This is a genomic window from Arthrobacter sp. 001422645 (assembly GCF_059816125.1).
The window spans coordinates 18,554-45,552 of the sequence record NZ_JCBANT010000006.1 but is presented as its reverse complement, the minus strand read 5'-3'; the positions used below and the strand labels follow the sequence as shown (position 1 = coordinate 45,552).

21 protein-coding genes are annotated in these 26,999 nt (G+C 67.9%); 4 read left to right on the top strand and 17 right to left on the bottom strand.

Annotated features, from left to right (window positions below):
* Positions 1 to 18: 18 nt before the first annotated feature.
* The 4 genes from leuS to AC6EUH_RS08375 form a co-directional block, all read right to left on the bottom strand.
* A complete protein-coding gene (gene leuS / locus AC6EUH_RS08390) occupies positions 19 to 2,559 on the bottom strand; it encodes a leucine--tRNA ligase (RefSeq protein WP_499738343.1) in 2,541 nt (846 codons plus the stop codon).
* A gap of 381 nt (positions 2,560 to 2,940) precedes the next feature.
* A complete protein-coding gene (gene glpK, locus AC6EUH_RS08385; protein WP_499738342.1) occupies positions 2,941 to 4,455 on the bottom strand; it encodes a glycerol kinase GlpK in 1,515 nt (504 codons plus the stop codon).
* Between the two features lie 51 nt (positions 4,456 to 4,506).
* Positions 4,507 to 5,256, bottom strand: a complete 750-nt coding sequence (locus tag AC6EUH_RS08380) for an MIP/aquaporin family protein (protein ID WP_056429557.1) — start codon at positions 5,254 to 5,256, stop codon at positions 4,507 to 4,509.
* 159 nt (positions 5,257 to 5,415) lie between these two features.
* Complete coding sequence (locus AC6EUH_RS08375; RefSeq protein WP_499738341.1) at positions 5,416 to 7,200, bottom strand: glycerol-3-phosphate dehydrogenase/oxidase; 1,785 nt, start codon at positions 7,198 to 7,200, stop codon at positions 5,416 to 5,418.
* 125 nt (positions 7,201 to 7,325) lie between these two features.
* Here AC6EUH_RS08375 and AC6EUH_RS08370 point away from each other — a divergent pair, with 125 nt between their 5' ends.
* The 4 genes from AC6EUH_RS08370 to AC6EUH_RS08355 all read left to right on the top strand — a co-directional run bounded on the left by AC6EUH_RS08370 (position 7,326) and on the right by AC6EUH_RS08355 (position 11,353).
* Entirely contained in the window at positions 7,326 to 8,288 is a 963-nt protein-coding gene (locus AC6EUH_RS08370; protein WP_056429560.1) for a sugar-binding transcriptional regulator, read from the top strand.
* Positions 8,289 to 8,428: 140 nt separating this feature from the next.
* Positions 8,429 to 9,307 carry an aldo/keto reductase gene (locus tag AC6EUH_RS08365; RefSeq protein WP_499738340.1) on the top strand — a complete coding sequence of 293 codons (879 nt, stop codon included), beginning with the start codon at positions 8,429 to 8,431 and terminating at the stop codon, positions 9,305 to 9,307.
* 10 nt (positions 9,308 to 9,317) lie between these two features.
* A complete protein-coding gene (locus AC6EUH_RS08360) occupies positions 9,318 to 10,247 on the top strand; it encodes an alpha/beta fold hydrolase (RefSeq protein WP_499738339.1) in 930 nt (309 codons plus the stop codon).
* On the top strand, positions 10,244 to 11,353 hold the full coding sequence (locus AC6EUH_RS08355; protein ID WP_499738338.1) for a glycosyltransferase family 4 protein: 1,110 nt from the start codon (positions 10,244 to 10,246) through the stop codon (positions 11,351 to 11,353). The genes AC6EUH_RS08360 and AC6EUH_RS08355 overlap by 4 nt, the downstream gene beginning before the upstream one ends.
* A 15-nt stretch (positions 11,354 to 11,368) precedes the next feature.
* On the opposite strand, the gene AC6EUH_RS08350 is transcribed toward AC6EUH_RS08355, so the two are convergent.
* The 13 genes from AC6EUH_RS08350 to pyrR form a co-directional block, all read right to left on the bottom strand.
* Positions 11,369 to 13,531 (bottom strand): primosomal protein N' family DNA-binding protein, encoded by a 2,163-nt coding sequence (locus tag AC6EUH_RS08350; protein ID WP_499738337.1) that lies wholly within the window; start codon positions 13,529 to 13,531, stop codon positions 11,369 to 11,371.
* A gap of 206 nt (positions 13,532 to 13,737) precedes the next feature.
* Positions 13,738 to 14,973 (bottom strand): methionine adenosyltransferase, encoded by a 1,236-nt coding sequence (gene metK, locus AC6EUH_RS08345; protein WP_056429569.1) that lies wholly within the window; start codon positions 14,971 to 14,973, stop codon positions 13,738 to 13,740.
* A 78-nt stretch (positions 14,974 to 15,051) separates the two neighbouring features.
* Positions 15,052 to 16,338 (bottom strand): bifunctional phosphopantothenoylcysteine decarboxylase/phosphopantothenate synthase, encoded by a 1,287-nt coding sequence (locus AC6EUH_RS08340; protein WP_499738336.1) that lies wholly within the window; start codon positions 16,336 to 16,338, stop codon positions 15,052 to 15,054.
* Positions 16,339 to 16,363: 25 nt separating this feature from the next.
* A complete protein-coding gene (rpoZ, locus tag AC6EUH_RS08335) occupies positions 16,364 to 16,624 on the bottom strand; it encodes a DNA-directed RNA polymerase subunit omega (RefSeq protein ID WP_011692102.1) in 261 nt (86 codons plus the stop codon).
* Positions 16,625 to 16,663: 39 nt separating this feature from the next.
* The gene (gene gmk, locus AC6EUH_RS08330; RefSeq protein WP_056429573.1) at positions 16,664 to 17,236 is read right to left on the bottom strand and encodes a guanylate kinase; all 573 of its coding nucleotides are present in this window, start codon (positions 17,234 to 17,236) and stop codon (positions 16,664 to 16,666) included.
* Between the two features lie 24 nt (positions 17,237 to 17,260).
* Complete coding sequence (gene mihF / locus AC6EUH_RS08325) at positions 17,261 to 17,596, bottom strand: integration host factor, actinobacterial type (protein ID WP_056429575.1); 336 nt, start codon at positions 17,594 to 17,596, stop codon at positions 17,261 to 17,263.
* 308 nt (positions 17,597 to 17,904) lie between these two features.
* A complete protein-coding gene (pyrF, locus tag AC6EUH_RS08320) occupies positions 17,905 to 18,771 on the bottom strand; it encodes an orotidine-5'-phosphate decarboxylase (protein WP_056429577.1) in 867 nt (288 codons plus the stop codon).
* Positions 18,764 to 22,129, bottom strand: a complete 3,366-nt coding sequence (gene carB, locus AC6EUH_RS08315) for a carbamoyl-phosphate synthase large subunit (RefSeq protein ID WP_499738335.1) — start codon at positions 22,127 to 22,129, stop codon at positions 18,764 to 18,766. Before carB ends, pyrF begins: the two co-directional genes overlap by 8 nt.
* On the bottom strand, positions 22,129 to 23,379 hold the full coding sequence (gene carA / locus AC6EUH_RS08310) for a glutamine-hydrolyzing carbamoyl-phosphate synthase small subunit (protein WP_056429580.1): 1,251 nt from the start codon (positions 23,377 to 23,379) through the stop codon (positions 22,129 to 22,131). The genes carB and carA overlap by 1 nt, the downstream gene beginning before the upstream one ends.
* Positions 23,360 to 23,878 carry a PH-like domain-containing protein gene (locus AC6EUH_RS08305; protein ID WP_499738334.1) on the bottom strand — a complete coding sequence of 173 codons (519 nt, stop codon included), beginning with the start codon at positions 23,876 to 23,878 and terminating at the stop codon, positions 23,360 to 23,362. The genes carA and AC6EUH_RS08305 overlap by 20 nt, the downstream gene beginning before the upstream one ends.
* Complete coding sequence (locus tag AC6EUH_RS08300; RefSeq protein WP_499738333.1) at positions 23,878 to 25,263, bottom strand: dihydroorotase; 1,386 nt, start codon at positions 25,261 to 25,263, stop codon at positions 23,878 to 23,880. The genes AC6EUH_RS08305 and AC6EUH_RS08300 overlap by 1 nt, the downstream gene beginning before the upstream one ends.
* A complete protein-coding gene (locus AC6EUH_RS08295) occupies positions 25,263 to 26,306 on the bottom strand; it encodes an aspartate carbamoyltransferase catalytic subunit (protein WP_499738332.1) in 1,044 nt (347 codons plus the stop codon). The genes AC6EUH_RS08300 and AC6EUH_RS08295 overlap by 1 nt, the downstream gene beginning before the upstream one ends.
* Positions 26,303 to 26,902 carry a bifunctional pyr operon transcriptional regulator/uracil phosphoribosyltransferase PyrR gene (pyrR, locus tag AC6EUH_RS08290; RefSeq protein ID WP_056429587.1) on the bottom strand — a complete coding sequence of 200 codons (600 nt, stop codon included), beginning with the start codon at positions 26,900 to 26,902 and terminating at the stop codon, positions 26,303 to 26,305. Before pyrR ends, AC6EUH_RS08295 begins: the two co-directional genes overlap by 4 nt.
* Positions 26,903 to 26,999: the final 97 nt, after the last annotated feature.

Sequence of the window (26,999 nt, the reverse complement as noted above, 5' to 3'; positions counted from 1 at the left end):
CCGGCAGCCGGGTCCCGGCTAGGCCGGGACGATGTTGACCAGTTTAGGCGCCCGCACGATCACCGTGCGGATCCCCCGGCCGTCGAGGGCGCGCTGGACGTTGTCCGAGGCCAGAGCGAGTTCGCGCAGCTCGTCGTCGCCGATCTCCGGCGAGACGTCCAGGCGGTCCCGCACCTTGCCCTGGACCTGAACGACGGCGGTGACCGTGTCCTGCACCAGGAGGGCCTCGTCGTGCGTCGGCCAGCCGGCGTTGGCCACGGAGGCAGGGTGTCCCAGTACGTTCCAGAGGTCCTCGGCCGTGTACGGCGCGAAGAGGCTCAGGATGACCGCGACAGTTTCGACGGCCTCGCGGACGGCCGGGTCAGCGCCGCCGGCGCCGCTGGCTGCGTCGGCTCGGTCGATCGTCTTGCGCGTGGCGTTGACCAGTTCCATGAGCTTGGCCACCACAACGTTGAACTTGTTGTGGTCCAGCAGCGCTTCCGCGTCGGCGATCGTGCGGTGGGTGACGGTGCGCAGGTCCCGGTCGCCGGTGGCAAAGTCGACGCCGGGTTCGCTGGTGACGTCCTGGCCGAGGCGCCAGGCGCGGGCCAGGAATTTCGCGGAGCCCGACGGCGACACGTCGGCCCAGTCGACGTCGTCCTCCGGCGGGGAGGCGAAGATCATGGTGAGGCGCACGGCGTCGACGCCGAACTTGTCCAGCTGCTCGCCGAGGTCCACGCCGTTGCCCAGGGACTTGCTCATGGCCTTGCCGCCATTGAGCACCTGGCCCTGGTTCAGCAGCGCGCTGAAGGGCTCGTCGGCGTCGATCATGCCGAGGTCGTGGATGACCTTGGTGAAGAACCGGGCGTAGAGCAGGTGCAGGATGGCGTGCTCCACGCCGCCGACGTACTGCCCCACCGGCATCCAGTCGTTGATCTTCTCCGGATCAAACGGGCCGTCGGTGAACTGCGGTGAGACGAAGCGCAGGAAGTACCAGGAGGAATCCACAAACGTGTCCATGGTGTCCGTGTCCCGCTTAGCCGGGCCGTGGCAGTTGGGGCACTCGACGTTGACCCAGCTTTCGACGGCGGCCAGCGGCGACGTGCCTTTCGGGGACAGGTCCTCGCCGCGGAGATCCGCCGGCAGGGTGACGGGCAGCTGCTCGTCCGGGACCGGGACGTCGCCGCAGGAGGGGCAGTGGATGATCGGGATGGGGGTGCCCCAGAAGCGCTGCCGGCTGAGCAGCCAGTCGCGCAGGCGGAAGTTCACGAATTTCTCGCCCGTGCCCTGCTGCTGCAGGATCTCGATGGCGGCCGGGATGGCGTCGGCCTTGGGCAGTCCGTCCAGGGCGCCGGAGTTGATCAGGGTGCCCTCGCCCGAGGTTGCGGTGCCGCTGACCGCGGGGTCTTCCTCGCCGGTGTCCAGCACGGCGCGGACCGGCAGGTCGAAGGTGCGGGCGAAGTCGAGGTCGCGCTGGTCGTGTGCCGGGACGGCCATGATGGCGCCGGTGCCGTAGTCGGCCAGCACGTAGTCGGCGGCCCAGACGGGCAGCTTCTCCCCGTTGAGCGGATTGGTGGCGTACCGGCCCGTGAAGACGCCGGTCTTCTCCCGCTCGGTGGACTGGCGTTCGATTTCGGTGAGCGCCTTGACCTGTTCGCGGTACGCGTCCAGGGCAGCGGCGTGCTCTTCGGTGACCAGTTCGACGGCGAGCGGCGCGTCCGCGGCGACGACGAAGAACGTCGCGCCGTACAGGGTGTCCGGGCGGGTGGTGAACACCGTGACGTCCTTGGCGGGCTTGCCGCTGTCGGCCTCGATCACGAAGTTGACGTGCGCGCCTTCGGAGCGTCCGATCCAGTTCTTCTGCATCGCCAGGACGCGCTCGGGCCAGTGGCCGCGCAGCTCGTCCATGTCATCGAGCAGCCGGTCGGCGTAGTCGGTGATTTTGAAGTACCACTGGTTCAGCGACTTCTTGGTGACGGGGGTGCCGCAGCGCTCACAGGCGCCGTTGACCACCTGTTCGTTGGCCAGCACGGTCTGGTCGTTGGGGCACCAGTTGACCGGGGAGTTCTTGCGGTAGGCCAGTCCGCGCTCGTAGAAGCGCTTGAAGAGCCACTGTGTCCAGCGGTAGTACTCCGGATCGGAGGTGTGGATCCGGCGGGACCAGTCGGCAGAGATGGCGTAGCGCTTGAACGAGGCCGCCTGGGTGTCGATGTTGGCGTAGGTCCACTCGCTGGGGTGCGCATTGCGCTTGATGGCCGCGTTCTCGGCGGGCAGCCCGAAGGAATCCCAGCCGATCGGGTGCAGCACGTCGTAGCCCTGCTGGCGCAGGTACCGCGCGACGACGTCGCCCATCGCGAACGCTTCGGCGTGGCCCATGTGGAGATCACCGGAGGGGTACGGGAACATGTCCAGCACGTACCGCCGCTCCTTCGACCCGTCATCGACGGGCGTGAAGACCTTGAGGTCTTCCCAGACCTGCGGCCACTTGGCTTCCATCGCCGCAAAGCTGTAGGCACCTTCCTCGGGTGCTTCCGCTGCGGCTGCTGCTGTTCCGGTCTCTGTCTCCGGCTGAACGCTCACTGCTGGCCTCTTCTGTTCTGTCAAGCCTTATGTACCGTCAAGTCTTGTGCCAATAAATCTCCCGGGCCAAGGCTGCTGTCCCGCCCTGCCCGCTCCCCTGCCGTCCGCCCAACGGGTCCAGACACACAAAAGCCCCTCGACACGGAGGGGCTGCCGCACGGCAATCCGAGTTCTCGTCGGGATGCCGGGCGGCTAGCTAAGCAGGAGGATCGCACGCATAGGACTACTTTAGCGCACCGCCCACTGACGACAGGTAAGTCGGCACGAGCGGCTGAATCGGGCGGCGGGGATATGCCGAGCTGTTAAGGGGGCCCGGGAGCGGCTTCGGGCGTCCGCGAAGCGGGCGGGCCCCCTTAACAGTGAAGGCATCGTCTCGTCGGGCTACTTCACGTCCTCGTCGACCCAGTCCATGGACTTGGTGACGGCCTTCTTCCACAGGCGCATCTGGCGCTCGCGCTCGGCCTGTTCCATGGTCGGTTCCCAGCGCTTGTCCTCGGCCCAGTTGGCGGAACACTCGCCCAGGTCCTTCCAGAAGCCGACGGCCAGCCCGGCGGCGTAGGCGGCACCCAGCGCGGTGGTCTCCACCACCTTGGGCCGGATCACCGGAACGCCGAGGATGTCCGCCTGGAACTGCATCAGCGCATCGTTGGCCACCATGCCGCCGTCGACCTTGAGTTCGGTCAGGGGCACCCCTGAGTCCGCGTTGACGGCGTCGAGCACCTCGCGGGTCTGGAAGGCGGTAGCCTCCAGCGCCGCGCGGGCGATGTGGTTCTTGTTCACGAAGCGGGTCAGGCCAACGATCGCACCGCGGGCGTCGGAACGCCAGTAGGGAGCGAACAAGCCGGAGAACGCGGGCACAATGTACACGCCGCCGTTGTCCTCGACCGAGGCCGCCAGCGTCTCCACTTCGGGGGCGCTGCTGATCATGCCGAGGTTGTCACGCAGCCACTGCACGAGCGAACCCGTGACGGCGATGGCGCCTTCCAGGGCATAGTGCGGAGCGGCGTCGCCGAGCTTGTAGCCAACAGTCGTCAGCAGCCCGTTCTTGGAGTGGACGATTTCCTCGCCGGTGTTGAAGATGAGGAAGCAGCCCGTGCCGTAGGTGTTCTTGGCTTCGCCCGCCTCGAACGCGGCCTGGCCGAACGTCGCCGCCTGCTGGTCGCCCAGGATGCCGGCGACCGGAACCTCACGCAGCAGCTGGGACGTGTGGACCGTGCCGTACACCTCGGAGGAGGACTTGATGGCCGGCATCATGGAGGCCGGAACACCGAACGCGTCCATAATCTCCTGGTCCCAGGACAGCGTGTCGAGGTCCATGAACATGGTCCGCGAGGCGTTGGTGACATCCGTGACGTGGACGCCGCCGTCGGTCCCGCCGGTCAGGTTCCACAGCACCCAGCAGTCGGTGTTGCCGAACACCAGGTCCCCGGCCTCGGCCTTGGCGCGGGCGCCCTCGACGTTGTCCAGGATCCACTTGATCTTGGTACCGGAGAAGTAGGTGGCCAGCGGCAGGCCGACCTTCTGCTTGAAGCGCTCCGGCCCCCCGTCCTTGGCCAGCTCGTCCACGATCGGCTGGGTGCGGGTGTCCTGCCAGACGATCGCGTTGTAGATGGGCTTGCCGGTGGTCTTGTCCCAGACCACCGCGGTTTCGCGCTGGTTGGTGATGCCGACCGCCGCGATGTCGTGCCGGGTCAGGTTCGCCTTCGACAGGGCGGCTGCGATGACCTCACGGGTGTTGTTCCAGATCTCGGCGGGATCGTGTTCCACCCAGCCTGCCTGCGGGAAGATCTGCTCGTGCTCCATCTGGCCCGACGAAACGATGCTGCCGCTGTGGTCGAACACGATGGCCCGCGTGCTGGTGGTGCCCTGGTCGATAGCGATTACGTACTGGTTCATGTTGACGTCCTTGTCTTGGGCTGGCTGTTGAATGAGTGCGTAGAAGGTGGGTTAGGCAGCTGCGGTGGCGATGATCGGCACGACTGCTGCCACGAGACCGGCAAGGCCACCACCGACCAGCGGTCCGACGACGGGAATCCAGGAGTAGCCCCAGTCCGAGGAACCCTTGCCCTTCATGGGCAGCAGGGCGTGGGCGATGCGCGGGCCGAGGTCACGGGCAGGGTTGATGGCGTAGCCGGTGGGACCACCGAGGGAGACGCCGATACCAACAACGAGCAGTGCCACTGCGAGCGGGCCAAGTCCCGAGGGTGTCCCACCAAAGGTCAGGATGACGAAGACGAGGACAAAGGTGCCGATGATCTCCGTGATCAGGTTCCACGGGGTGGAGCGGATGGCCGGACCTGTCGAGAAGACCGCCAGCTGGCTGGCGGGTTCCGGCTCGGCGTCGAAGTGCTGCTTGTAGGCCAGGTACATCACCACGGCACCGAGGAAGGCACCGAGCAGTTCCCCGCCGAAGTAGGTGAGGGTGGAGACGGCGTCGACGGGGACGCCGGGGGCGTACTCCGTCTTGCCGTTGAGCAGCAGGCCGAAGGTAACGGCGGGGTTCAGGTGGGCCCCGGACATCGCGGCGACGTAGACGCCGGAGAAGACGGCGATGCCCCATCCCCAGGTGACCATCAGGAACCCGCCGTTGTTGCCCTTGGTGCCTTTGAGTGCAACGTTTGCCACAACGCCGCAACCCAGCAGGGTCAGCATCGCGGTACCGAATACTTCGGACAGGAAAACTATTCCAAGAGACATCTTTGACTCCTCTATTTTCTGTTGTCAGCCCCTCGCGAGTTTGAAGGGCTGTTGGGCCGGCGCCGCGTTGGCGCCGCCGGCCGGCAACTGTGCCGGTTCCCCCAGAGGAACCACACAGTCCTTGCGGCCGGACGTCCCCCGTCCGGCCGCCGAGGTCTTTCAGGAGACCAGGCTGTGGACCTGGACGCCGTGGAATCGCTTGAGCACCTCCTGAGCGTGGGTGATCTCGGAGGTCCGCGTTGCCGCGTCCCAGCCCAGCGGGCCGCCGAGGATCTCGGCAACCTCGTTCAGGAGCTCGCCGGTCACCAGTCCCCTGAAGGCGAGGGACGTGCGGCGGATCAGGACGTCGACGAGGTGCCCGATCTGCTCGTTCCGGGCCATGAACTCCAGCTCGCGGACGCTCAGTTCCCGGGTCGAGTGCAGGAGCCGGTCCGGGGCGGCGTCGAGGAAGCTGATGACGTCCCCGGCCCGGGTGCCGTAGCGGGTCAGGAGCCCGGCGGTGCGGTCCGCGTCGCGTCCGGCGGCCATGTGGGCCTTGATCCAGCGCTGCACGCCGTCCTCGCTGTCCGGGAAGCCGGCGCCGCCGCCGATGGCGAGTTTCGCCGTCGAGACCTTCCGCGGCATGCCGAGTTCGGCGAGGACGTCGTTGCTCAGGTGTTCGGCGAGGGCCCGGAAAGTGGTCCATTTCCCGCCGACGAGGCTGAGCACGGCGGCGGCGCCGCCACCCTGCCCGGCACCGGCGCGGCGCTCGATCCGGTAGTCACGGCTGACGAAGCCCGGCTGGGTGGCGTCGTGCTTGGGCAGCGGGCGGACCCCGGAGAAGGTGTAGACGATCTGGTCCCGGTCCACGGTGATATCCGGGAAGACGTGGCCGATGAGGTCGAAGAAGTAGTCGATTTCCGATTCAGTGCACACCGCGTCCTCTGCCATGTCGGCGTCGACGTCGGTGGTGCCCACCAGGACCCGGTCCCCCATCGGGTAGATCAGTACGATCCTGCCGTCGGTGTGTTCGAAGAAGATCTCGCGGCCGTTGCAGGCGGCCAGCAGTTCCGGGTGGTCCAGCACGATGTGCGAACCTTTGGTGCCGCCCATGAAGGCCGACGCCGAGCCCATCGCCTCGTTGGTCAGGTCGACCCAGGCGCCGGTGGTGTTGACGATGACGTCCGCGGAGAAGTCGAAGACTTCACCGGTGAGCTCGTCCCGGAGTTTCACGGTGCTCCCGGTGCCCTGGTCGCCGGCACCGTTCTTGACGGAGACGAGGGAGAGGTAGTTGCTGGCCCGCGCGTCACTCGCGCCTGAAGCGCCGGCCTTCTCGCCGTCCTGCAGCACGTCGAGGGTCAGCCGCTCCGGGTTGTGGACGGAGGCGTCAAAGTACGTGGCGGTGTACTTGATCCCTGGGTGCAGCCGCGGCAGTTCGGCCAGGGCACGTTTGCGGCCGCGGAACTGGTGCCGCGGCACGGTGCCGCCGTCGCGGGAGAAGAAGTCGTACAGGCTCAGCCCCACTTTGATCAAGAACGCCCCGCGTTCCTTGGGCGCGCCCTGCTGCTTGTGGGTCAGGAAACGCAGCGGAGCGGCGAGGACTCCGGAGAACGTGCTGAAGATGGGGATGGTGGTCTGCAGCGGCTTGACGTAGTGGGGGGCGATACGCAGCAGCCGGTTGCGTTCGACGACCGACTCCTGGACGAGGCGGAACTCACCGTTCTCGAGGTACCGGATGCCACCGTGGATCATGTGCGAGGAGGCTCCGCTGGCTCCCTGGCAGTAGTCGCCGCGCTCCACGAGGGCGACATCCACACCCTGCAGGGCCAGGTCCCGGAACGTGCCCACCCCGTTGATGCCGCCGCCGATGATCAGCACCTGGGCGTGGGGCCGCGTCCGCAGCTTCTGCACCGATGCTCGCTCGCCGGCCGATGCCTGGTTGCGGGCTAAATCCTTCTGTCCCAAGAACTACTCCTTTGGGGTTCGTCCTGTGCGGCGCGCCCCTTGGCGCGGCGCCGTTCAACACTATTCTTTGGAGTAATGGAAAATGGAGTCAAGCACTATGCACAAACGTGCAGAACGGAAATGGGATGACACCCTCACGCCACTCTGACGCCCTCCGCGCGGCCCAGTTGTATTACCTGCAGGACCTGACCATGGACGCCATCGCGCGGGAGCTCCGGACGTCCCGGTCCACCGTTTCGCGGCTGCTGTCCTCGGCCCGGGAATCGGGGCTGGTGCAGATCCAGATCCGAAGTCCGCTGGACACCGGCCCCGAGCTGGCGAGCATGATCCGCGCCGAATATAAGGTGGATGTGCACGTTGTTCCGGTCGTGGACACGCTGAATGAGGCGGAAACACTGGACCGCGTGGCCATGCAGGCAGCACGCACCATCGGCCCGCTGGTGGATTCCAACGCCATCATCGGCGTCGCGTGGGGTTCCACCCTCAGCGCCGTCAGCCGGCACCTGACCCGGAAGATCACCCATGACAGCGTGATCGTCCAGCTCAACGGCGCGGGCAACATGCAAACCACTGGCATCACCTACGCCTCCGACATCATGCGGCGCTTTGGCAGCGCTTACGGCGCACGGGTGGAACAGTTCCCGGTACCGGCGTTCTTCGACCACGCCGCGACCAAGAAGGCCATGTGGAATGAGCGCAGTGTGCAACGGATCCTTGAGCTTCAGGCCCGCATGAGCATTGCGATTTTTGGTGTGGGATCGGTCGACGCCGACTACCCCAGCCACGTGTACGCCGGCGGTTACCTCGATGAGGATGACCTGAACATCCTGGCCAACTCCGACGTCGTGGGCGATGTGGCGACGGTGTTCTTCCGCGCCGATGGTTCCTCGGACGGCATCACCCTGAACGAACGCTCCACCGGCCCCGACCTCGCGCAGCTTCGCCAGGTGCGCCGGAGGATCTGCGTGGTGTCGGGCGCCTCCAAGTTCAACGGCCTCCGCGGCGCCCTCGCCGCGGGACTCGCCACCGACCTGATCCTCGACGAGGCCAGCGCCCGGCGGCTTGTCAGCTTCGACGGCCTGGCGTGAACCCGACTGGCGTGAACCCGATTGGCGTGAACCCGATTGGCGTGGACCGGACTGGCCTGATCCGGACTGGCCTGATCCGGACTGGCCTGATCCGGCCTGCCGTGGGGAGCCGCGGCGGCGGAGTCGGTAAAGTCGAGGTTATGAAACCCTCGCCCCGGCTTAGCCTCAACAATGGTGTCCTGATCGACCAGTTGGGGTTCGGACTCTACAAGGTGCCCCCCGGAGACGCCGCCGGACTCGTGTCCATGGCGCTGGAGGCCGGCTACCGACATTTCGACACTGCCGCCATGTACGGCAACGAGACGGGCGTTGGCCGCGGTATCGGTTCGCTGTCCGGCTTCTCAACCCACGACGACGCCCGCGGCGGTTCCGGTGAGGCTTCCCCCGCGCTCTCACGCGAGGACCTCTTCGTCACCACCAAGCTCTGGAACGACGACCAGGGTTATGACGCCACCCTGCGCGCCTTCGACACGTCCATGGCCAACCTCGGCCTGGAATACGTGGACCTGTATCTGATCCACTGGCCCTGTGCGGAGCGCGGGCTGTATTCCGCGAGCTACCGCGCGATGGAGACGCTGTACCGGGAGGGCAAGGCCCGGGCCATCGGAGTCTCGAATTTCCAGCCGGCCCACCTGGACCGCCTGCTCCAGACCGCCGAGGTGATCCCGGCCGTCAACCAGATCGAACTGCACCCGTGGCTCCAGCGGGAGGAGCTGCGCACCCTGCACCGTAACCTCGGGATCACCACCGAGGCGTGGAGCCCGCTCGGCCGCGGACAGGTCCTCCAGGATCCAGTGGTGCTGGACCTCGCGGCCGCGCATGGCAGGACCGCGGCGCAGATCATCCTCCGCTGGCATGTCCAGCTCGGCAATGTCGCCATCCCCAAAGCGAGCTCCCACGACCGGATCGGCGAGAACCTGGATGTCTTCGGCTTCAGCCTCGACGACGCCGCCATGCAGGCCCTGGCCGGTTTGGAACGTGGCTTCCGCACCGGCTCCCACCCGGACTCAGTCAATTAGGATCCATCGAATGGACAACGTGGCCACCGAGCCCTCCCCCGGCACTCCCCTGTTCAGCGACGGGCTGGAGGCCCGCACCCGCGCCGCCGAGGTGGTCCTCGGCGGCGCCAGGGTGGCCTATTGGAGCTATGAGCCGCTCCGCGTGACCCCGGAGACGCGGACCATCCTGGTCATCCACGGCTTCCGCGGCGACCACCACGGCCTGCTCCGGGTGGCCGACCAGCTCCCGGAGATGCGGCTCATCATGCCGGACCTGCCCGGCTTCGGCCGTTCGGCCGCCTTCCCGGGCGCCGAACACAGCGTCGAGAGCTACGTCCGGTTCGTTTCGGACTTCATGGCGGCGTTAGGCCTGGGCCCGGACACCGTCCTGTTGGGGCATTCCTTCGGCTCGATTGTCGCCAGCTACTTCGTGGCAGCCCACCCCGGAACCGTCTCGGAGCTGATCCTGGTCAACCCGATCGCTGCTCCGGCCCTCGAGGGGCCCAAGGGTCTCATGACCAAACTCGCCGTCCTGTACTACGAGGCCGCGGCACGTCTCCCCCGCCGGCTGGGACACGGCCTGCTGCGCAGCCAGCTGATCGTCCGGGTCATGAGCGAGACGATGGCGAAGACCAAAGACAAGCAGCTGCGTCGTTTCGTGCATGCCCAGCACAGCGCATACTTCTCCGTGTTCGCGGACCGGGAGAGCCTGCTGGAGGCATTCAAGGCCTCCGTCGGCGGAAACGTCGCCGACGTCGCCCGCAGCCTCACCCTTCCCGTTTTGCTGATCGCCGGGGAAAAGGACGAGATCGCGACGCTGCCGGACCAGCACACGCTGCTGGCCCTGCTGCCGGACGCGCACCTTGACGTCATCCCGGGCGTGGGCCACCTGATCCACTACGAGACCCCGGAACCCGCCGCGGGCTTCATCCGACGCTTCCTGAAGGACCACTCCGCGTGAAAATCCTTATCGATGCCCGTTTCACCCGGCTGGACCACCATGACGGCATCAGCCGCTACGGCGCCAGCCTGATTGCTGCCACGGCCAAAATCGCCGACGTCTCCATGCTGATCAGCGATGTCCGCCAGCTCGCCATGCTGCCGGACGTGCCCTACACGCTGGTCAACAGCCCGCTGTCACCGGCCGAGCTGTTCATCGCCGGGAAGGTCAACAAACTCGGCGCCGATGTGGTGGTGTGCCCCATGCAGACCATGGGCAGCTGGGGACGCAAGTACGCCCTGGTGCTGACCCTGCACGACCTGATCTACTACGAGCACCCGGCCCCTCCCGGCTTCCTGCCGGCCCCGGTCCGGGTCCTCTGGCGGCTGTACCACAAGGCGTTCTGGCCGCAGCGACTCCTGCTGAACCGGGCCGACGTCGTCGCCACCATCAGCTCCACCACCGCCGCCCTGATCTCGAAGTACCGGCTCACCCGGCGTCCGGTCCGGATCGTGGGCAACGCCCCGCAGCACGGCCACACGACGCGGGACCCCGGGGCGGGAGCGGACAAGACGCTGCTCTACATGGGCTCGTTCATGCCGTACAAAAACGTGGAGACCATGGTCCGTGGCATGGCGGAACTCCCCGACATGAGCCTGCACCTGCTCAGCCGGATCACCCCGGAGCGCCGGGCGGAACTCGAAGCCCTGGCGCCGGCGGGCGCGGACATCGTCTTCCACAACGGCGTGACCGACGCCGAGTACGAGGCCATGCTGGGACGCACCACGGCCCTGATCAGCCTGTCCAAAGCGGAGGGTTACGGCCTGCCCCTCGTGGAAGCCATGTCCCACGGCACCCCGGTGATCGCCAGCGACATTCCGATCTTCCGCGAGGTGGGCGCCGACGCCGTCAGCTACGTCCATCCGGATTCGCCAACGGAGTTCGCTGCGGCGGTCCGGACGCTGGAGGACCCGGACCTGTGGAAGGCCCGTTCCCGCCGCTCGGTGGAGCGCGCCGCGGACTTCAGCTGGGATGAGTCCGCCCGCCGGCTGCTGGCCGTCGCGGACGAGGCCGTGGCGCTGCGCGCACGCCGCGCGGGTAAGGCGAAGGGACAGGGCCGGAAGTAGCCGGCCCGCGGACCCTTAGAGCACGTCCACACCGTCGAGCCGCAGCTGCACGGGGTCGTCGGTGCGTTTGGCGGCCGCGGCGACCTTGACCGCCCGCAGCACCTTCGTGACGTGCGCGGCCTGGCCGTAGGGGATGAACAGCAGCGTCCGGACGTCCTCCTCGGCGGTACCCGCTGCTTTCCCTTGGGTTCCTGCCTGGCCGGGGGCAGCGGCCAGCACGAGGGGGGCCGGGCCAGCTGTGCGCAACACGATGCCCTGCGCAGCCAGCTGCTGCTCAACGGCCTGGCTGAAATGCCCGACGGCGGTTCGGCCGCCGGTAATGGACGCGACCCGGACGGACGGGGGCAGCTGGAGCTCCTGGCGCAGCGACAGTTCCCGCTGGGCGTAGCCGGCAGGGTCCCAGCGCAGCAGGGCGCCCACGCCGCTAGCGTCGTCCGCGGTGATGACCACCAGGCCGCCGTCGCCCGCGGGGCGGACCAGGGCGGCCGCGTTGAACCACCGCCGGACGGCGTCCTCCCCCGCCCGCAGGTTTTCGCGGCGCAACAGCGAATCGCCGTCGAGCAGCAGCGCCGCCGCGTAGCCGCCGGCCGCGACCGGTTCCGCGCCGACGGTGGCCACCACCAAGGCCTTCGAGTCAGGAACCGTGGCCAGCACCCGGTCCCCGGACGAGGTGATCACCGGCTTGCCCGGGAAGGCGCGGCCCAGCTCCTCGGCCGTGCGCAGGGCCCCCGTGGCGCCGCGCCGGAGCCGGACCCCGTTGCACGTGGTGCAGCGCCAAGCGGCGGCCGGCGTCGAACACCAGCGGCACTGCGGCACGGCGGAGCTCCCGGTGGCCCCGGCGATGGCGAGTGGCCCGCTGCAGGCAGGGCAACGCGCCGGTTCACGGCAGTTCTCGCAGGCAAGCGACGGCGCGTAGCCCGCCCGCGCCACCTGGACCAGGACCGGGCCGCGTTCCAGACCGTCCTTCGCGGCACGCCAGGCGGCGCCCGGCAGCCGGGCGATCCTGGCCAGCGGATCATGTTCGAGTTCGTAGCTGTCAGCGGTGTTCAGTACCCGCGGAACGTTCCGGCGGACCACGGAGCGGTCCGCCTCCACGGGACGCGCCCAGCCTGCCTCGACGAGGCGCTGCGCCTCGGTGCTCCGGGTGTGCCCGGCGAGCAGGCACGCTGCGCCCTCCTGTTCGGCGCGCAGCAGCAGGACTTCGCGGGAGTGGGCATACGGTGAGCGCTGCTCGATGTGCAGATCGTCGCCGTCGTCCCAGCAGACCACAAGACCGAGATGATGGACGGGCGCGTACGCGGCGGACCGGGTGCCGACAGCCACCCCGGCTGCGCCGCTGAGGATTCGCAGGAAGCTGCGGTAGCGCGGTGTCTGGCCGTCGTCGGCGGTGAGCCGGGCGATGTCCCCGGCAGGCAGGAGCTGCAGGAGGGCCGCTTCCACCCGGTCCAGGTCCCGGTAGTCGGGCACGACGACGACGGCGCCGCGGCCGGACAGGCGGACGGCGGCCACGGCCTCGGCGATCAGCCGCGGCCAGCCTCCGGCCCCGAAACCCTGGAGCGCGCTGAGCACGGCCCGCGGCGACTCACCTGCATTAAGGTGCTGCAGGAAGGCCGGGCCGTTGCGGTAGGAGGCCCAGCCGGAGGATTCCAGGCCGGCGGGGATGGACGCTCCGGCCCCGGCGGCGTCATCAGCGAAGAGAGCCGGATCCAGGACACCCTCAGGCGCAAGGTCCTTCTCGAGTTTCGCCATCCGCGGCGGCACGGCCACACGCAGCACGTCGCTGACGCTGCCGGCATACCGCGCTGCCACACGTGCGGCGAGTTCGGCGACGGCAGGCACCAGCACGGGAACGGGAGAGACCACCTTGTGCAGTGGCACGAGGGGGTGGCCGGCATCGGACTCCGCCACCCGGTCCATGAGGTATCCGGCAAGTTCCTGGCCGTTGAACTTCACCTTCACCCGGACACCGGGCTGAGCAGCCGTATCCAGCGTGGCGGGCACGCTGTAGTCGAAGGGCCGGTCAAGGTGTGGGAGGGAGGATTCCAGCCGCACCCGGGCCACCGGGAGCCGGGCAGCCAGGGCGGGGCCGGTTGCTGCGGCCGCGGTGGAGGGAAAGCCGTGGAGCAGCGAAAGCTGCAGAGGCTCGTCCGACGCCGCGGCGCCATGGAACTGGCTCATCGCCCGGGTCCTCCCTTCAGCAACAGTTCAGCGCCGGTCACGTGGTGGCCGGCTCAACAAAGAAGAGCCAGGCCGCCGTTACCGGCGGCCTGGCTACAGCACATCACAGGGCAGTGACACTAAGTCACCACCGCGACTATTCAACAGCGTGGCAATTCAGGACAGTGACCTTGTTTCGAGGTTTCGAGCTGGCGCCGGCGGACGCCTCAGGCGTTGAAGAAGGCCTTCAGCTCGTCCACGCGGTCGAGGCGCTCCCACGTGAAGTCGGGGTCCTCGCGGCCGAAGTGGCCGTGTGCCGCGGTCTTGGCGTAGATCGGACGCTTGAGGTCGAGGGCATCGATGATCGCCCGCGGGCGCAGGTCGAAGATCTCGGCGATCGCGGCGCTGATCCTGGCCGGATCCACGGTCTCGGTACCGAAGGTCTCGACGTAGGTTCCCACCGGGCGGGCCTGGCCGATCGCGTAGGCGATCTGGATTTCCGCGCGCTTCGCGAGGCCTGCCGCCACAACGTTCTTGGCCACCCAGCGCATCGCATACGCCGCCGAGCGGTCCACCTTGGACGGATCCTTGCCCGAGAAGGCGCCGCCGCCGTGCCGGGCCATGCCGCCGTACGTGTCAACGATGATCTTGCGGCCGGTGAGGCCGGCGTCGCCCACCGGGCCGCCGATGACGAAGGCGCCGGCCGGGTTCAGGATGTTCCTGGTCCGCGAGATGTCGAGGTTGGACAGCGCCATGACCGGGTCCACCACGTGGGCGGCGAGGTCGGCGCGGAGCTGGTCCAGGCTGGCACCCTCGGCGTGCTGGCTGGAAATCACGACGGTCTCGACCGAGACAGGCCGGTCGCCGTCGTAGCCTACGGTGACCTGGGTTTTGCCGTCGGGGCGCAGGTAGGCGAGCTCGCCGTTCTTGCGGACTTCGGTCAGCCGCTCGGAGAGCCGGTGCGCAAGCCAGATCGGGACCGGCATGTAGGAGGGGGTCTCGTCGCTGGCGTAGCCGAACATGAGGCCTTGGTCGCCGGCGCCCTGGAGGTCGTAGTCGTCCTCCTGGCGCCCTTCGCGGGCTTCGAGCGAGTTGAAGACGCCTCCCGCGATGTCGTTGGACTGCTGACCGATGGAGACGGACACACCGCAGCGGGCGCCGTCGAAGCCGTTGGCCGAGGAGTCGTACCCGATGCCCAGGATGGTCTCCCGGACGATCTGCGGGATTTCGACGTAGGCGTCCGTGGTGACCTCGCCGGCGACGTGGACCAGCCCGGTGGTGGCCAGCGTCTCCACGGCGACCCGGGACTCGGGGTCCTTGGCCAGCAGCGCGTCGAGGATGGCATCGCTGATCTGGTCACAGATCTTGTCGGGATGTCCTTCGGTCACCGACTCGGACGTGAACAGCCGGAGCGAGGCGGGCGTGGACCCGTGGAAGTCGGGGATGTGCAGCGGTAAAGTCACTCAACTACCTTACTGGTTGGAAAACGGACGTCCGGCGGCGTGTGTCCCCGTGCTAAGGAGACGTTGCTTACGCCAGGCTCAGGCCGGCGGGACAACCCGGCTCAGCTCGGCGCTGATGCGGTCGATCACGGCAGCCGCAACGTCGGATTTGGAACCCGACGCCTCTTGGGGTTCGGAGCCGGTGCGGGAAAGGATGACTACGGAGTTCGTGTCCTCGCCGAAGACCTTGTCCAGACCCACATGGTTGACCACCAGCAGATCGCACGCCTTGCGGCGCAGCTTGGCGGCGGCATAGTCCAGGACGTCGCCGTCGGCGTCGCCGGTCTCGGCCGCGAAGCCCACGATCAGCTGGGTGCGGGAGGCCGCGTCCCGGACCTCGACGAGTTCGCGCAGGATGTCCGGGTTCCGGACCAGCGTGATGACGGGATCGGCGACGTCGTCGCGCTTCTTGATCTTCGTGCCGGCGACATCCGCCGGGCGAAAGTCCGCGACGGCGGCGGCCATGATGATGACGTCGGAATCGGCGGCGGCGTGCAGGGCGGCTTTGCGGAGTTCCAGGGCGGTCTCCACCCTGATCACGTCGACGCCGGCCGGCGGCGGAACGTCCATGTGGGCGGCCAGCAGCCGGACCCTGGCACCGGCGTCGCGGGCGGCGGCGGCCAGCGCCACGCCCTGCTTGCCGGAGGAGCGGTTTCCGAGGAACCGGACGGGGTCCAGTGGCTCGCGTGTGCCGCCGGCGCTGATCGTGACGGTGAGCCCGGCCAGCGGACGGCCGGGCGCCGGCGAGGAGGGTGCGGCGTCGGGCGCCGGAACGTCCGGTGAGTTGGGCACCGTCGGCGCACCGGCGAGGGCGAGGGCAGCTTCGAAAATGGCCTCGGGTTCGGGCAGCCGGCCCGGTCCGGAGTCGGATCCGGTCAGCCGGCCGGAGGCGGGCTCCAGCACGGTGACGCCCCTGCTGCGGAGAGTCTCGACGTTGGCCTGGGTTGCCGGGTGCTGCCACATTTCGGTGTGCATGGCCGGGGCCATCAGCACCGGGCAGTCGCCGGCCATCAGCAGGGTGTTGCTCAGGAGGTCGTTGGCCTGGCCGGTGGCGGCGCGCGCCAGCAGGTCGGCTGTGGCAGGGGCCACCACGATCAGCTCGGCTTCGTGGCCGAGGCGGACGTGGTTGACGGTGTGCACGTCGTCGAAGACGCTGTTGCTGACCGGATGCCCGGACAGCGCTTCCCACGTGGCGACGCCAACGAAGCGGGTCGCGGCCTCCGTGGGGATGACGGTGACGTCATGGCCGGCTTCAGTAAAAAGCCGGAGGAGCGACGCCACCTTGTAGGCGGCTATCCCTCCCCCGACTCCGAGGACTATGCGCACGTGACCTCCGTCTGCGTCTGCGGAATTACTCTGCAGGTTCGATCGGCGTGGAAACGAGCTTGCCTTCGTTGATTTCGCGCAACGCGATGGAGAGCGACTTCTCGTTCAGCTTGGTGTCGACCAGCGGGCCGACGTACTCGAACAGGCCCTCGTGCAACTGGGCGTAGTAGGCGTTGATCTGACGTGCGCGCTTGGCGCCGAAAATCACCAGTCCGTACTTCGAGTCGGCAGCCTTCAGCAGCTCGTCGATCGGCGGGTTGATGATGCCTTCAAGGTTCGTGGACACGAATTCTCCAAATTCTAACGGGCCGATACGTCCCGGCGCCTAGCGTGGGTTCGGGGTCAGCCCCATGAGTGAAACAAGCTCGTCCGCTGCCCGACGAACGTCATCATTGATGACAGTGTGGTCAAACTCCGGTTCAGCGGCAAGTTCTAGTTTAGCGGTTTCCAGCCTCTGCTGCTGTTCTTCCGCTGTTTCCGTGCCGCGGCCCACCAGGCGGCGGACCATTTCGTCCCAGGTGGGCGGCGCCAGGAACACGAATTGGGCATCCGGGACGGCTTTCTTGACCTGCCGCGCACCCTGCAGGTCGATCTCCAGGAGCACCGACCGGCCGTCGGCGATCGCGGCGTCGACGGTGCTGCGGAGCGTGCCGTAGCGGTTGCGGCCGTGGACCACGGCCCACTCCAGGAGTTCGCCGTTCTCGACCAGGGCGTCGAATTCCTCGGCCGACTTGAAAAAGTAGTGGACGCCGTCGATCTCGCCCGGGCGCGCCGGGCGGGTGGTCGCCGAGACGGAAAGCCAGACGCCGGGATAGTTGTCCCGGATGTAGGTGGACACGGTGCCTTTACCAACAGCCGTCGGGCCGGCGAGGACTGTCAGTCCCGGTTTGTTGCTCACATATTCCTTTGGGCGGGTTTGGAGTCAGCGCGGCGGACCGGGCTGTTTGTCGTCTATAAAATCTACCAGCGCGCGGCGCTGGTGAATTCCCAGGCCCCGGACCCGGCGTGATGCGGCAATCCCCAGCTGGTCCATGATCGCCGCGGCACGCACCCGACCGATTCCAGGCAGCGCCTCCAGCAGTTCGACAATCCTCATACGGGCGATCGCGTCGTCGCTCTCCCCTGCCTTGAGCAATTCCGCGATGCTCAGCTTCCCGGATTTCAAGCGGTCCTTGGCGTCGGCCCGGGTGGTTCTGGCGGCGGCGGCCTTGTTCAAGGCGTCGGCACGCTCCTGCGGAGTGAGGGGTCGCAAACTCATTGAATGCCTCCCTGCATTGTCAGACGGACCGCACAAACGGCCCGGCCGGACGGGGCCTGACATCGCCCCGGCCGGTACCGCGGACTTGTCCTGAACCTACCGTCTGGATACCGAAGAAATCAATGGACGAATGGCCCGGCTCCAGCTTGTCCAAAGGTCTGGCCATACGGAGCACTCCCGGCGTCGGCCCGGCCCCCAGCCCCAACGCCGCCATTGGCCACAATTGGCCGCTAAGACGGAGATCTTAGCGGCCACTTGCGTCCAATGGGTGGCTGCGGCACGCGACGATCGAGCCCGGACAGATGCCCTTAGGCCGAGCGCAGCTCCTCGAGGGTCCGCTGCGCGGCGTCGCTCAGGCCCTGGATCCGCGGGCCGGCGCCGAGAATGTCCCGGCTGGAGGTCCCGAGCACCTGGCCGTACGCGCTGCCGAAGGTGTGGCGCAGGTCCGCAGCCGTTGCGCCCTGCGCGCCGAGGCCAGGGGCCAGGATCGGGCCGCGCACGGCTGCGAGGTCCAGGTCCAGGTCGGTGAGCGCGGAGCCGACGGTTGCGCCAACAACGAGGCCGGTTGAGCCCAGCGCCCCCGCATACCTTTCGTTCTCCGCAGCTGCCGCCCGGACGATCCGGCGGGCCACGGAATCCGCGCCGCCAACGTGCTGGACGGAGGCTCCCTCCGGATTGGACGTCAGCGCCAGGACGAAGACGCCGCGCCCGGTCTGCGCCGCGAGGTCCAGGGCCGGCCGGAGCGATTCGAAGCCCAGGTACGGGCTCAGCGTGACCGAGTCGGCCGCCAGGGCGGAACCGTCCCGCAGCCAGGCGTCGGCGTAAGCGGCCATGGTGGAGCCGATGTCGCCGCGCTTGGCGTCGGCAATGGTCAGGACCGAGGCTTCCGCAGCCGCGGCGAGGACTCGTTCCAGCACGGCCATACCTGCCGAGCCGTGCCGTTCATACAGCGCCACCTGGGGTTTGACCGCGGCAGCGAGCGACGCCACCGCCTCCAGCGCGGTGAGTGAGAAGCGTTCCAGGCCGGCGACGTCGTCGTTCAGCCCCCAGCTGTGAAGCAGCGCCGGGTGCGGGTCGATTCCGACGCACAACGGACCGCGGTCCGCCATGGCCCGGCCCAGCCGGGAGCCGAAAGACTCCCGGCCGGCCGTGTCCGCGGTTACGGCCTCAGGCATTCTGCGTAACCGCGTTCGTGCCTGTGTTCTGCTGGGCCGCGGTCTGCCGGCCTGCGTTCTGCTGCGCTTGCGAGGCAAACAGTGCCGCAGCGTGCTCCTGAAGGCTCGTGACCGACCATTCGTAGGTGCGCAGCGCCTCGATGGCCTGGACGGCGGCGTTGAACTCGGCCACCGTTGTGATGCACGGAATGCCGATGGAGGTCGCGGCGGCGCGCAGTTCGTAGCCGTCGCTGCGGGCTTCGCCGCCCGAGGGGGTGTTGAAGACCATGTCGATCTCACCGGCGACGACGAGATCGGCGATGGTGCCCTCCCCTTCGGCGCTGGAACCTTCCGCGACCTTCCGGACCGGAGTGGCCTGGATACCGTTGCGGCGCAGCACATCGGCGGTCCCGCCGGTGGAGACGATCTCGAAGCCCAGGTCCGAGAGCCGCTTGACGCCCATGATGACCGAGCGCTTGTCCCGGTTGGCCACGGAGACAAAGATCTTGCCTTCGGTGGGCAGCGCGTTATTGGCGGCGGCCTGGCTCTTGGCGAACGCGGTGTCGAAGTGCTTGTCGATGCCCATGACCTCGCCCGTGGAGCGCATTTCCGGTCCGAGCAGGGAGTCGACCACCTTGCCCTCGGGGGTGCGGAAGCGGCTGAACGGCAGCACGGCTTCCTTGACCGAGACCGGGGCATCCAGCGGCAGGGTGGAGCCGTCTCCGGTTTCCGGGAGCATCTTGTACGCCGTGCGGAGCTGGTTGATGGTGACGCCGGTGCCGATCAGGGCGGCAGCCTTCGCCATCTGCACACCGGTCGCCTTGGAGACGAACGGCACGGTGCGGGAGGCCCGCGGGTTGGCTTCCAGGACGTAGAGGACGTCGGAGGCCAGGGCGAACTGGATGTTGATGAGGCCGCGGACACCGACGCCCTCGGCGATCGCCAGCGTGGCGGTACGGACGCGCTCCAGCACGTTGTTGCCCAGGGTGATGGGCGGCAGCACACAGGCGGAGTCGCCGGAGTGGATGCCGGCCTCTTCGATGTGCTCCATGATGCCGCCGAGGTACATTTCGGTGCCGTCGTAGAGGGCGTCGACGTCGATTTCGACGGCGTCCTCGAGGAAGCGGTCGATCAGCACCGGGTGGTCCGGGGTGATCTCCGTGGCGTTGGCGATGTAGCGGGAAAGGTTGGGCTCGTCATAGACGATCTCCATGCCGCGGCCGCCGAGCACGTAGGACGGCCGGACCAGCACCGGGTAGCCGATTTCGTCGGCGATCTTCTTGGCGTCGTCGAAGGACACGGCGGTGCCGTTCTTCGGCGAGATGAGCCCGGCCTTGTCGAGGACCCGCGAGAAGGCACCGCGGTGCTCGGCGAGGTCGATCGCTTCCGGGGAGGTGCCGAGGATTGGCACGCCGGCGTCGGCGAGCTGCTGGGCCAGCTTGAGCGGGGTCTGGCCGCCGAGCTGGACGAAGACGCCCATCACGCCGCCGGTGCGCTCCTCGGCCGCGATGACCTCGAGCACGTCCTCCAGCGTGAGCGGTTCGAAGTACAGCCGGGTGGAGACGTCGTAGTCGGTGGAGACGGTCTCGGGGTTGCAGTTGACCATCACGGTCTCGTAGCCGGCCTTGCGCAGTGCCATCGAGGCGTGCACGCAGGAGTAGTCGAACTCGATGCCCTGGCCGATCCGGTTGGGGCCGGAACCGAGGATGATGATGGACGGTTTGGCGTGCAGCGCCACCTCGTCCTCCTCGTCGTAGGACGAGTAGTGGTACGGCGTGTATGCGGCGAATTCGGCGGCGCACGTGTCCACGGTCTTGTACACCGGGCGGATGCCGAGGGCCTGCCGGACGCCGCGGACGACGTCCTCGGAGTTGTGCGTCAGGGCGCCGATCTGCTCGTCGGAGAAGCCGTGGCGCTTGGCGCGGGTCAACATCTCCGGGGTCAGGGCGGAGGCCTTGCGGATTTCGACCGAGATTTCATTCAGCAGCTGGAGCTGGTCCAGGTACCAGGGGTCGATCTTGGTCGCTTCGAAGAGCTGCTCCACGGTGGCGCCGCCCAGCAGGGCCCGCTGGACCTGGTGCAGGCGGTCCGTGGTGGGCCGCTTGGACTTCTCGATCAGCTCCGCGACTTCCCATTCCGGGACGTGGCTGAAGTCGAGCTGGGAGCCCTTCTGCTCGAGGGACCGCAGGGCCTTCTGCAGGGCCTCGGTGAAGTTGCGGCCCATGGCCATGGCCTCGCCCACCGACTTCATGGTGGTGGTGAGCGTGGGGTCCGCCGCCGGGAACTTCTCGAAGGCGAAGCGCGGGACTTTCACCACGACGTAGTCCAGGGTGGGCTCGAAGGACGCCGGGGTCTTCTGGGTGATGTCGTTCGGGATCTCATCCAGGGTGTAGCCGAGGGAAAGCTTCGTGGCGATCTTGGCGATCGCGAAGCCCGTGGCCTTGGACGCCAGCGCGGAGGAGCGGGAAACGCGCGGGTTCATTTCGATCACGACGACGCGTCCCGTGTCGGGTTCGACGGCGAACTGGATGTTGCAGCCGCCGGTGTCGACGCCGACTTCGCGGATGACGGCGATGGAGATGTCGCGCAGGCGCTGGTATTCGCGGTCCGTCAGGGTCAGGGCCGGGGCGACGGTGATCGAGTCGCCGGTGTGCACGCCCACCGGGTCGAAGTTCTCGATGGAGCAGACCACCACGACGTTGTCGTTTTTGTCGCGCATCATCTCGAGCTCGTATTCCTTCCAGCCGAGGATGCTCTCTTCGAGCAGCACTTCGCTGGTGGGGCTGTACTGCAGTCCCTGGCCGACGATCCGGCGGAGGTCGTTCTCGTCGTAGGCGAGGCCGGAGCCGAGGCCGCCCATGGTGAAGGAGGGCCGGACCACCATCGGGTAGCCGAGGTCCTCGGCGGCGGCGAGGGCCTCATCGATGGTGTGGATGATGTGGCTGCGGGCCGATTCCGCGCCGCAGCGCTCCACAACGCCCTTGAACTTTTCGCGGTCCTCGCCGAGCTCGATCGCGGCGATGTTGGCGCCGATCAGTTCGACGTTGTACTTCTCCAGCACGCCGTTCTTGTCCAGCGCAATCGCGGTGTTCAGCGCGGTCTGGCCGCCGAGGGTGGGCAGGACCGCGTCCGGGCGTTCCTTGGCGATGATCTTCTCGACCACCTCGGGGGTGATCGGCTCGATGTAGGTGGCGTCCGCGAACTCCGGGTCGGTCATGATGGTGGCCGGGTTGGAGTTGACGAGGATGACGCGGAGGCCCTCCTCCTTGAGGACGCGCAGTGCCTGGGTGCCGGAGTAGTCGAATTCGGCGGCCTGGCCGATCACGATCGGACCGGACCCGATGACCAGGACGCTCTTAAGGTCAGTTCTCTTGGGCATTACTTCTTGTCCTCAGTCTTGGATTCGGTGGCAGTCTTTGTCTTTGAAGAAGCAGTGTCCGCCATCAGCTCGATGAAGCGGTCGAAGAGGTAGGCGGCGTCGTGCGGCCCGGAGGCGGCCTCGGGGTGGTACTGGACCGAGAAGGCCGGGATGTCGAGGCAGGACAAGCCCTCGACGACGTCGTCGTTGAGGCTCACATGGCTGACCTCGACGCGGCCGAAGCGCTCCTCGGGAGCCTGCGTGGCGCCGTCGAGCGGGGCGTCGACGGCGAAGCCGTGGTTCTGGGAGGTGATCTCCACCTTGCCGGTGCGGCGGTCCATCACCGGCTGGTTGATGCCCCGGTGGCCGTAGCGCAGCTTGTAGGTGCCGAAGCCCAGGGCGCGACCCAGGATCTGGTTGCCGAAGCAGATCCCGAAGTACGGGATTTTCTCGTCCAGGACGGAGCGGAGCAGCTTGACCTGGTTGTCGGCGGTGGCGGGGTCGCCCGGGCCGTTGGACATAAAGAAGCCATCGGGATTGACCGCCTGCACATCGGCCAGCGTGGCGGTGGCCGGCAGGACGTGCACGCGGACGCCGCGCTCGGCGAACCGGATGGGGGTCATCCGCTTGATGCCCAAGTCGATGGCGGCGATGCTGAAGCGCGGCTCGCCGTCCCAGCCCCAGTCCTTGGGTTCCACGGTGTAGGCCTCGTCCACACTGACTTCCTCGGCCAGGCGTGAGCCTTCCATCGGGGCACTCGCCAGGACGGTGTCCACGAGTTCCTTGTCCGTGGCGCGGACCGCGTCGCCGGAGAAGATGCCGGCGCGCATAGTCTTGTGTTCGCGCAGGTGCCGGGTGATGGCGCGGGTGTCCACGCCCTGGATGCCGACGATTCCCTGTTCCAGCAGCTCGTCGTCCAGGGGACGTTCGGAGCGCCAGTTCGAGGGCCGTCGGGCGGCGTCGCGGACAATGTAGCCGGCCACCCAGATCCGCCGGGACTCGGCGTCGTCCTTGTTGACTCCGGTGTTGCCGATGTGCGGGGCGGTCTGGACCACCAGCTGCCGGGCGTAGGAGGGGTCCGTGATGGTTTCCTGGTAGCCGGTCATGCCGGTCGCGAACACGGCTTCGCCGAGGGCGGTTCCGGTGGCGCCATAGCTGGTCCCGCGGAAGATCCGGCCGTCCTCGAGGACGAGGGCCGCCGGGGTGGAGGCTGCTGCGGAAGATGTCATTTGGTTGGGGTCCGTCACGTTGTTACTTTCCACTATCGGCATTGGCCTGAGGGGCCGCGGGGATCAAATCTTGCAGGGCGTTGAGGAGGGTGGTTTTGTCGTCGGCGTGGCGGGTGCGGAAGCCGGAATCCAGTTCACGGCTGCCGAGCATCCAGCTGACCACCAGCAGTCCGTCTTTTTCGACGAATTTGCCGGCCATGCCGCTTTCCTGCCGCACGCCGGTGAGGCTGGCGGTCGGGATAAAGACCGGGCCGGCGCCGGCGCGGTCGAAAAGCACGCCCTCGGGGTGCACGCTGAGCTCGGCGTTGGTCCGGATGCCCAGGTTGTGGACGGCGATGCGGTCCAGCCAGTCACCGGCAGTGGTGGAGGCGACGTACTGCCCGTCGGCGACTGCCACGGCGGTGCCCAGTTCCGCGGGGATCGCGGGCAGGGGGTCGACGTCGGACTGGCGGCGCAGCCGGTTCCGCCAGCCGAACCAGATCAGGGCCAGTGCGACGCCGATCAGGACCAGCGTGAAGATCAAAGAGAGTTCCTTGACCATCAGTTGCGGCCCGCCGCTGCGGTGCCGGTGTTCCTGGCGGGATCCGGTGCCTCGGGGAGCCAGCGGTACGGGGTGTTGAGTTTGCCGTCGAGGACGGTGGGGTGGCCCTTGAAGAACGTGGCCACCACCTTGCCGGGCAGTTCCCGGCCGGCAAACGGAGAGTTGCGTCCCATGGTTGCCATCTTAGAAGGGTCCACGGTCCAGCGCGCAGCCGGGTCCACGAGTGTGACGTTGGCGGGTTCGCCGGCCTCGAGCGGGCGGCCCTGGTCCTCCAACCGGCCAATCGCGGCCGGGGCGGTGGAGGTGACCCGGGCAAAGTCGGCCCAGCCCATCAGACCGGTTTCGATCATGGTGTGCTGCACTACGGACAGTGCAGTTTCCAGCCCGGTCATGCCCATGGCGGCCTGGGCCCACTCACATTCCTTGTGTTCGCTGGGGTGCGGGGCGTGGTCGGTGCCGACGACGTCGATCGTGCCGTCAGCCAGCGCGGCGCGCAGGGCCTGCACATCGGCGTCGGTGCGCAGCGGCGGGTTGACCTTGTAGACGGGATCGTAGCTGCGGGCGAGTTCGTCCGTGAGCCAGAGGTGGTGCGGGGTGACCTCGGCCGTGACGTTGACGCCGCGGGATTTGGCCCAGCGGATGATCTCCACGGATCCTGCGGTGGAGACGTGGCAGACGTGCAGCCGCGAGCCGACGTGCTGGGCGAGCAGCACATCGCGGGCGATAATGCTTTCCTCGGCGACGGCGGGCCAGCCGGTGAGGCCGAGGACGGCAGAGACTTCGCCTTCGTTCATCTGCGCGCCGGCGGTGAGCCGGGGTTCCTGCGCGTGCTGGGCCACCACGCCGTCGAACGCCTTGACGTATTCCAGCGCGCGGCGCATGAGCACGGGGTCGTGGACGCAGATGCCGTCGTCGGAGAACACCCGCACGTGGGCGCGGGAGTCCGCCATGGCACCGAGTTCGGCCAGCTGCTCCCCCGCCAGGCCGACGGTGACGGCGCCCACCGGGCGGACGTCCACCCAGCCGGCGGTGCGGCCCAGGGTGAGGACCTGTTCGACGACGCCGGCGGTGTCCGCGACCGGGGTGCTGTTGGCCATCGCGTGCACGGCCGTGTAGCCGCCCAGAGCCGCGGCGCGGGTGCCGGTCTCGACCGTTTCGGCGTCTTCGCGGCCGGGTTCACGCAGGTGGGTGTGGATGTCCACCATGCCGGGCAGGGCGACGAGCCCGGCGGCCTCAATGACTGTTGCGCCGTCGGCGGACAGGTTCTGCCCGCGTTCAGCGATGATCCCGTCGCGGATCAAAAGGTCCTCGGGGGCCCCGCCGAGGATGGCGGCGCCGCGGATCAGGTAGGCGCCGGTGCCTGCGTCCTGTTGCTGTGATGCCATTAGTGGCTCTCCTTGGGGGCATGGGCGGAGGTGTTCTCTGCGGTGTGGAATCGGGTGTTGTCGGCGTGGCCCGCCGGTTCGCGGGTATCGCCGGAGAGCAGCAGGTAGAGGGCCGCCATCCGGATGGACACACCGTTGCGGACCTGTGCCAGCACCGTGGAGCGCGGCGAATCAGCCGCGGCGGACGAGATCTCCAGGCCGCGGTTCATCGGTCCCGGGTGCATGATGATCGTGTCTTTCAGGCCCAGGCCGTCCAGGGCACGGAGCCTGTTGTCATCGAAGCCCCAGCGGCGAGAGTATTCACGCGTGGTCGGGAAGAAGGAGGCGTTCATCCGTTCGCCCTGGACGCGCAGCATCATCATCGCGTCGACGCCCTTGGCAAGGGTCTCGTCGAGGTCGTAGCTGACAGTGCACGGCCACTTTTCGACGCCGATCGGCAGCAGCGTCGGCGGGGCGACCAGGGTGACTTCGGCACCGAGGGTGCGCAGCAGCCAGACGTTGGAGCGGGCCACCCGGGAGTGCAGCACGTCCCCGGCGATCGCGACCCGCATCCCCGTGAGGTCCGCGCCGGCGGACGGGGTGCCGGCCAGCTTCGACCAGTGCCGGCGCATCGTGAAGGCATCCAGCAGCGCCTGGGTGGGGTGTTCGTGGGTGCCGTCGCCGGCGTTGATGACGGCGGCGTCGATCCAGTCCGTGGCGGCGAGCCGGTGCGGGGCGCCGGAGGCCCAGTGCCGGATGACAACGGCGTCGGCCCCCATCGCGGAGAGCGTCTGGGCCGTGTCTTTCAGGGATTCGCCCTTGGAGACCGAGGAGCCCTTCGCCGCGAAGTTGATGACGTCGGCGGAGAGCCGTTTAGCGGCGGCCTCGAAGGAGATCCGGGTGCGTGTGGAGTCCTCGAAGAACAGGTTGACCACCGTGCGGCCGCGCAGCGTGGGTAGTTTCTTGACCTCACGCTCTCCCACGGCCGCCATTTCCTCGGCGGTGTCGAGGATGCGGACGGCGTTGGACAGGCTCAGGTCTTCCGTGGAGAGCAAGTGCCTCATGCGGTGGCCTCAATGACCACTTCATTGACGGGCACGCCGTCCACCGCGTCGGTTTCAGCGAGCCGGACCCGGACTTTCTCGGCGGAGGATGTGGGGAGGTTCTTGCCGACGTGGTCGGCGCGGATGGGCAGTTCCCGGTGGCCGCGGTCGATCAGCACCGCGAGGCGGACGATGCGCGGCCGGCCCAGGTCGATGATGGCGTCCAAGGCGGCCCGGATGGTCCGGCCCGAATACAGGACGTCATCGATCAGCACCACGACTTTGTTGTCGATGCCGGTGCGCGGCAGCTGGGTGGGGTACGGCGGGCGCATGGCCTGGTGCGAGAGATCGTCGCGGAACATGGTCACATCCAGCTGGCCGACGATCGCGGCGGGGTCCACGGTGGGATCGGCGGCGGCAATTTTGGCGGCGAGCCGGACGGCGAGGGGGTAGCCCCTGCGCGGGATGCCCAGCAGGACCAGGTCCTGGGAGCCTTTATTGGACTCGAGGATCTCATGGGCGATACGAGTGAGTGCACGGTCGATGTCCGCCTGGCTGAGTACCACTCGGGTGAGTACAACCTTGGCTGGAACCGGTGCTTCTGGAACAGAAGTCAACGCTCGTCTCCCCTTTCCCCGCCTCACGGGACGGAATTAAAAAAGGATTGTTTGCCCTCTCAAATTACCACAGCGGGGAGAGCGTCCCGGCGGCGCC

Excerpts from the sequence above, each read along its gene's own strand:
- AC6EUH_RS08350 (WP_499738337.1), bottom strand. The coding sequence starts at position 13,531 with ATGAGCCAGTTCCATGGCGCCGCGGCGTCGGACGAGCCTCTGCAGCTT.
- mihF (WP_056429575.1), bottom strand. The coding sequence starts at position 17,596 with ATGAGTTTGCGACCCCTCACTCCGCAGGAGCGTGCCGACGCCTTGAAC.
- AC6EUH_RS08305 (WP_499738334.1), bottom strand. The coding sequence starts at position 23,878 with ATGGTCAAGGAACTCTCTTTGATCTTCACGCTGGTCCTGATCGGCGTC.
- AC6EUH_RS08360 (WP_499738339.1), top strand. The coding sequence starts at position 9,318 with ATGGACAACGTGGCCACCGAGCCCTCCCCCGGCACTCCCCTGTTCAGC.
- AC6EUH_RS08365 (WP_499738340.1), top strand. The coding sequence starts at position 8,429 with ATGAAACCCTCGCCCCGGCTTAGCCTCAACAATGGTGTCCTGATCGAC.
- AC6EUH_RS08380 (WP_056429557.1), bottom strand. The coding sequence starts at position 5,256 with ATGTCTCTTGGAATAGTTTTCCTGTCCGAAGTATTCGGTACCGCGATG.
- AC6EUH_RS08370 (WP_056429560.1), top strand. The coding sequence starts at position 7,326 with ATGACACCCTCACGCCACTCTGACGCCCTCCGCGCGGCCCAGTTGTAT.
- carA (WP_056429580.1), bottom strand. The coding sequence starts at position 23,379 with ATGCCGATAGTGGAAAGTAACAACGTGACGGACCCCAACCAAATGACA.
- pyrF (WP_056429577.1), bottom strand. The coding sequence starts at position 18,771 with ATGCCTGAGGCCGTAACCGCGGACACGGCCGGCCGGGAGTCTTTCGGC.
- glpK (WP_499738342.1), bottom strand. The coding sequence starts at position 4,455 with ATGAACCAGTACGTAATCGCTATCGACCAGGGCACCACCAGCACGCGG.
- AC6EUH_RS08300 (WP_499738333.1), bottom strand. The coding sequence starts at position 25,263 with ATGGCATCACAGCAACAGGACGCAGGCACCGGCGCCTACCTGATCCGC.
- carB (WP_499738335.1), bottom strand. The coding sequence starts at position 22,129 with ATGCCCAAGAGAACTGACCTTAAGAGCGTCCTGGTCATCGGGTCCGGT.
- AC6EUH_RS08295 (WP_499738332.1), bottom strand. The coding sequence starts at position 26,306 with ATGAGGCACTTGCTCTCCACGGAAGACCTGAGCCTGTCCAACGCCGTC.